This is a genomic window from Stenotrophomonas sp. STEN054 (genome assembly GCF_056854535.1).
The window spans coordinates 1-5,825 of the sequence record NZ_JBXFWG010000096.1; the positions used below are offsets into that span (position 1 = coordinate 1).

A 5,825-nucleotide genomic window follows, 5' to 3' on the forward strand; every position below is an offset into this window, starting at 1 on the left:
GGTGTGCAATCGGGGTGGGCGGGGCCTTGGCGGGGGGCGCGGGACGCCTGGCGTGCAAAATTCCGCGGGGGGTTTGGCCCGGGCGCCACCGCACAGCGGTCATTCGGCGTAGATCATCTTCCGGGTCATGCCGCCGTCGACGATGAAATCCTGCCCGGTGCTGAAACCGGACAGCGACGACAGCAGGTACACCGCCAGCGCGCCGATGTCTTCGGGTTCACCCACACGGCCAACCGGGTGCTGGCCGTGGTCGGTGGCCGAATGGTCCGGGGCATGCCGGCGCGAAGGCGCCTGCCAGGCGGTGGTGCCGATCCAGCCCGGGCTGATGCTGTTCACCCGCACCGCCGGGCCGGCGCTGATCGCCAGCGCGTGGGTGAAGGCCACCAGCCCGCCCTTGGCTGCGGCATAGGCCTCGCTGTTGGCTTCCGACTGCCAGGCGCGGGTGGAGGCGACGTTGATGATCGAACCGGCCGCGCTGGCCTTCAGTGCCGGCAGCGCGTGCTTGCTGCACAGGAAGGCGCCATGCAGCGAGGACAGCCGTCGCTGCCACTCGTCCCATTCCATGTCCTGCAGCTCGGTGCCGTGCGGGCCGGCGATGCCGGCGTTGTTGACCAGGCCATCGATGCGGCCGAAACGCTGCTGCGCTGCGCCGATGAAGTCGCGCACGCTGGCTTCGTCGGTGATGTCCAGGCGCTGGAACGCGGCATCGTCGCCGCGCTGCCATTCGTCCAGGCAGGCCTGGCCCGCTTCCACGTCCAGGTCGCCGATCAGCACGCGGCCACCGGCGCCCAGCACGGCCTGCGCCACGCCGCGGCCGATGCCGTTTGCACCGCCGGTCACCAGTACCACCTTGCCCTGCAGCGGTGCCGCCGGCCACGCGGCGATGGGCGGAACCGCGCTCACGACAGGTCTTCCCCGCGCAGGCGGCGGTGCCAGCCGTCCACGCCGATGCGGTCCAGGGTCTGGATGTTGCGCTCGACGATCACGTCCGGGTCCGGGAAGGCGTCCACGGCGCGTTCCACACTTTCCTCGCGCAGCAGGTGCAAGGTGGGGAAGGGGGCGCGGTTGGTGTAGTTGCTGGCATCGTCGGCGGCCACGCCATCGAACTGGTAGTCCGGATGGAAGCTGGCCACCTGCAGGATGCCCTGCAGGTCCAGCGCCTCGATGGCGGCGTCGGCGTTGTCCAGGAAATCGTTGTAGTCGAGGAAATCGGTCAGCACCTGCGGATGCACGATCAGGGTGGTGTCAATCTGCTCGGCGGGGGTGTCGCGCAGCAGCACCAGTTCCTCGGCCAGCTGTTCAACCAGCGCCTCGGGCGTGGTCGCATCGCTGAGCACGAAGCGGACCTGGTCCTTCACGTACACCGCCTTGGCGAACGGGCACAGGTTCAGGCCGATCACGATGCGCTCCAGCCACAGGCGGGTGGCGGCGATCGGGTCGTCGGTGGGCAGGGCGGGGTCGGTCATGGCGGGCGCTTCGGCTGGCGGGGGCCGCCATTGTAGGCAGTCGCCCGCGGCTGCGTTGTTCACTGTCCACGCACTGGACAGTGGCGATGCTGGAAAGTCCCATCCATTCAAGCCCTTGCCGAGATCGCACCGATGGCCGATTGCCTGCGCGGCGGGCCAGGCGTGCAATGGACGCACGACCCAGGAGGACACCTCATGACTGCATCTTCCCCGTGGCTGCCGGACGAACTCTGGTCCGGCGCCTTCTTCGACGGCCAGTGGCAGGCCGCAGGCCAGCGCCAGCCGGTGATCGAACCGGCCACCGGCCAGACCCTCGGCGAAGTCGGCCTGGCCGACGCCGCCCAGGTCGCCACCTCGGCCGCCGCCGCCGCGCAGGCCCAGCACGCCTGGGCCGCCGCCCCCTACGAACAGCGCGCGCAGGTGCTGCGCCAGGCCGCGCGCCTGGCCGAAGACAACATCGACACCCTGGTGGACTGGCTGGTGCGCGAAAGCGGCTCGACCCGCCTGAAGGCCGGCTTCGAGGCCAAGGTGACCATCAAGGCGCTGCACGAAGCCGCCGCGCTGCCCTCGCGCAGCACCGGCGAAATCCTGCCCTCGGAACCGGGCCGGCTGAATCTGGCGCGGCGCCGTCCGCTGGGCGTGGTCGGGGTCATCTCGCCGTTCAATTTCCCGCTGTACCTGGCCATGCGTGCGGTGGCACCGGCCATCGCGCTCGGCAATGCCGTGGTGCTCAAGCCCGACCCGCGCACCGCGGTGTGCGGTGGCGCGGTCATCGCGCGCCTGTTCGAACAGGCCGGGCTGCCGGCCGGCGTGCTGCACATGCTGCCGGGTGACGGCGCCGCCGGTGGCGCGCTGACCAGCGACCCGCACGTGGCGATGATCCAGTTCACCGGTTCCACCGCCGCAGGCCGCAAGGTCGGCGAAGCGGCCGGCAAGCACCTGAAGAAGGTCTCGCTGGAACTGGGCGGCAAGAACTCGCTGATCATCCTCGACGATGCCGACCTCGACCTGGCCGTCGCCAACACCGCCTGGGGCGTGTACCTGCACCAGGGCCAGATCTGCATGGCCACCGGCCGCGTGCTGGTGCACAGGAAGATCCATGCCGCATTCCTGGAAAAGCTGGTGGCCAAGGCGAAGTCGCTGAAGGTGGGCGACCCGGCACGCGAAGACGTGGCGATCGGTCCGCTGATCAACGCCACCCAGCGCGACCATGCCGCCCGCGTGGTGGCCGACGCGGTCAAGGCCGGCGCCACGCTGGAAGCCGGCGGCACCCACCAGGACCTGTTCTTCGCGCCCACCGTGCTCGGCAACGTGGCCGCCGACAACCCGGCATTCAATGAAGAGATCTTCGCGCCGGTGGCCGTGGTGGTGCCATTCGACGATGACGACCAGGCCGTACGGCTGGCCAACGACAGCGAGTACGGCCTGTCGATGGCCATCGTGTCCAGCAACGTCGGCCGCGCGCTGAAGCTGGGCGAACGCCTGCGCACCGGCCTGCTGCACATCAACGACCAGACGGTGAACGACGAAGTGATCAATCCCTTCGGCGGCGTCGGTGCATCCGGCAACGGCACCAGCATCGGCGGCCCGGCCAACTGGGAAGAGTTCACCCAGTGGCAGTGGCTGACCGTCAAGGGCGAAGCGCCCGCCTATCCGATCTGATCGAAGGAACCATCACGATGAACTACAACACCGCAACGCGTGAGATCACCGCCGCCGTGGTCCGCGGCAAGGAACAGCCCTTCGTCATCGAGCAGGCGCGGCTGCGCGGCCCGAAGGACGACGAGGTACTGGTGAAGGTGGTGGCCACCGGTCTCTGCCACACCGACCTGATCGTGCGCGACCAGTACTACCCGGTGCCGCTGCCGGCGGTGCTCGGCCATGAAGGCGCCGGCATCGTCGAGGCCGTGGGCCCGAACGTGCGTGACCTGAAGGCGGGCGACCACGTGGTGCTGACCTACGGCGCCTGCGGCCACTGCAATCCCTGCCGCGGTGGCCACGGTGCCTACTGCAAGGATTTCTTCGGGCTCAACTTCGGCGGCGACGATGGCCACGGCCAGACCGCCATCACCGATGTGCAGGGCCAGCCGCTGCACGATCACTTCTTCGCGCAGTCCTCGTTCGCCACCTTCGCCATCGCGCGCGAGATCAATGCGATCAAGGTGCCCGACGATGCGCCGCTGGAACTGCTGGGCCCGCTCGGCTGCGGTATCCAGACCGGCGCTGGTGCGGTGCTCAATTCGCTGAAGGTGCGCTCGGGCAGCAGCTTTGCCAGCTACGGTGCCGGTGCGGTGGGCCTGAGTGCGGTGATGGCGGCCAAGGTGGCCGGTGCCACCACCATCATCGCCATCGATGTGGTGCCGTCGCGCCTGGAGCTGGCGCTGGAGCTGGGCGCTACCCACGTGGTCAACAGCCGCGAAACCGATGTGGTCGAAGCAGTGCGTGCGATTACCGGTGGCGGTGCGGATTTCGCGCTGGAATCCACTGGTCGCCCGGAAGTGCTGTCGGCCGGCATCGAGGCGCTGGGCGGGCTGGGCATGATGGGCGTGGTGGGTGCGCCGAAGCTGGGCACCACGGCCAGTTTCGATGTGAACAACCTGCTGCTGGGCGGGCGCAGCATCCGCGGCATCGTTGAAGGTGACAGCGTGCCGCAGGTGTTCATTCCGCAACTGGTGACGCTGTTCCTGCAGGGGCGGTTCCCGTTCGACAAGCTGGTGAAGTTCTATCCGCTGGAGCAGATCAACCAGGCGGCCGAGGACAGCACGCGCGGGATCACCCTGAAGCCGATCCTGCGGATTGCGGCGTAAGGCGAGGGTGGGGTGGGTCCGGTTGCGGGGGACGCCGTGAACCCATCCATGGGGGCTTGGTCGCGCTTGCTCGTGTGCGCTGTCCTGCGCACACGGCAAGACCGGGGTTGGGCGTCCTGCCCAGCCCGCCCGAGGCATGGCTCGGGCCCATGCCGCTCACACCCCCGCAACCGGACCCACCTCGCCTTCGACAGTTTCATGCGAGCTGTCGGAACGGCATCACTGCTCTGGTGGGTGCCGACCGTTGGTCGGCATGGGGTCGGATCCGTTTTCCATCGGAAAACGGCTCTGACCCCTTGTTTGAACGCGTCTTGAAACGGAAACATTCCGTTGCCAGGACGTAACGCGGCCATGGCGTGCGCGGGTGTACTCTGCTTCCATGATGGCCACGACAGTCGGGCAACAACAGCTGGTCGCCGCGCGTGCTGCGTTCGCGGAAGGCGATGTGCAGTCCTTGGCGGTGTTGCCGCTGCCGCTGCAGCACTCCTGGCAGCGTTCGCGCGCGGCCGGGGTGCAGCCGGGTCAGGAGCCTTACTACCCGCCGCTGCAGGGCGATGGCCTGCGCCTGCGCGTCCCCGAAGACCGCCGCCTCGCGCGCTGTGTGCAGCCCGAGCTGCAACAACTGTGGGCCGCCTTCGGTGGGCGTGGCTGGACGATGTTCTGCGCCAACCGCGGGGGCATGGTCATCGCCCAGCAGGCGCATGGCCTGGAGGACGCGCCGCTGCTGCGGCCGATCCAGGTCGGGCGGCGGCTGGGCGAGGCCGAGATCGGCACGACGGCGCCAGCGGTCAGCCTGGCCGATGACGTGCCCGCGCTGGTGCGTGGCAACCAACATTACCTGCAGCGCTTCGCGCCGGTGTTCTGCCTGAGCGAACCGTTGCACGACCTCGATGGCCAGGTCTGCGGGGCGATCGACATCACCGGGCTGGGCGAACGTGATCCGGCGCTGCTGCAGGGCTACTTCCGGCAGGCCGCGCTGGCCAGCGAGAACCGCCTGTTCCAAGGCCTGTCCGATGTGCACCTGCTGGCCGTGCAGCACGATCCGCGCTGGCTGGCCACGCCGCTGCAGGGGCTGCTGGCGGTGCAGGATGACGGGCAGCTTCGCGCCGCCAACCGCGTGGCACGCCGCCTGCTGGGCCTGCCGCGCCGCGGGCCGTTGCCGCTGCTGTCGTTGGAGACGGTGTTTGCCGGTGCCAGTGCGGCGCAACGGCGTCGGCTGCTGCAACCGGGGCCTGCACACCGGGTGCGGATGGGCGAGGGTAGTGCGGTCTATCTGCAGCACCTGCGCGCACCGCGTGCACGCACGCGGGTGGCGGCGGCACCGATGGCCGTGGCAGACGTGCCATTGCGGCAGCAGCAGCGCGAAGCTGCACGGCGTGCGGCGCAGGCGGCCGAAGGCAATCTCAGCCTGGCCGCCCGCCAGTTGGGTATTTCGCGCACCACGCTGTACAAGCTGCTGCGCGATTAAAGCGGTCCGTCCGCCGCGGGGGGGGGCCCGGGGGCCCCGCGAAAGGGGGGCCCCCCCCCGGGGCGGGGGGGGGGGGGGGGGGGG

5 protein-coding genes are annotated in these 5,825 nt (G+C 69.5%); 3 read left to right on the forward strand and 2 right to left on the reverse strand.

Annotated features, from left to right (window positions below; all coding sequences use genetic code 11):
• Positions 1 to 99: 99 nt before the first annotated feature.
• Positions 100 to 903 carry an SDR family oxidoreductase gene (locus AC1VXD_RS19575; protein ID WP_482993445.1) on the reverse strand — a complete coding sequence of 268 codons (804 nt, stop codon included), beginning with the start codon at positions 901 to 903 and terminating at the stop codon, positions 100 to 102.
• Entirely contained in the window at positions 900 to 1,466 is a 567-nt protein-coding gene (locus AC1VXD_RS19580) for a DUF1415 domain-containing protein (RefSeq protein ID WP_482993446.1), read from the reverse strand. The genes AC1VXD_RS19575 and AC1VXD_RS19580 overlap by 4 nt, the downstream gene beginning before the upstream one ends.
• A 195-nt stretch (positions 1,467 to 1,661) precedes the next feature.
• Between AC1VXD_RS19580 and AC1VXD_RS19585 the strand changes: the two genes are divergently transcribed.
• The 3 genes from AC1VXD_RS19585 (at position 1,662) to AC1VXD_RS19595 (ending at position 5,741) form a co-directional block, all read left to right on the forward strand.
• Positions 1,662 to 3,128: a benzaldehyde dehydrogenase gene (locus AC1VXD_RS19585; RefSeq protein ID WP_482993447.1), complete on the forward strand. Its 1,467-nt coding sequence runs from the start codon at positions 1,662 to 1,664 to the stop codon at positions 3,126 to 3,128.
• Between the two features lie 17 nt (positions 3,129 to 3,145).
• On the forward strand, positions 3,146 to 4,273 hold the full coding sequence (locus AC1VXD_RS19590) for an NAD(P)-dependent alcohol dehydrogenase (protein WP_482993448.1): 1,128 nt from the start codon (positions 3,146 to 3,148) through the stop codon (positions 4,271 to 4,273).
• Positions 4,274 to 4,655: 382 nt separating this feature from the next.
• Entirely contained in the window at positions 4,656 to 5,741 is a 1,086-nt protein-coding gene (locus AC1VXD_RS19595) for a helix-turn-helix domain-containing protein (RefSeq protein ID WP_482993449.1), read from the forward strand.
• Positions 5,742 to 5,825: the final 84 nt, after the last annotated feature.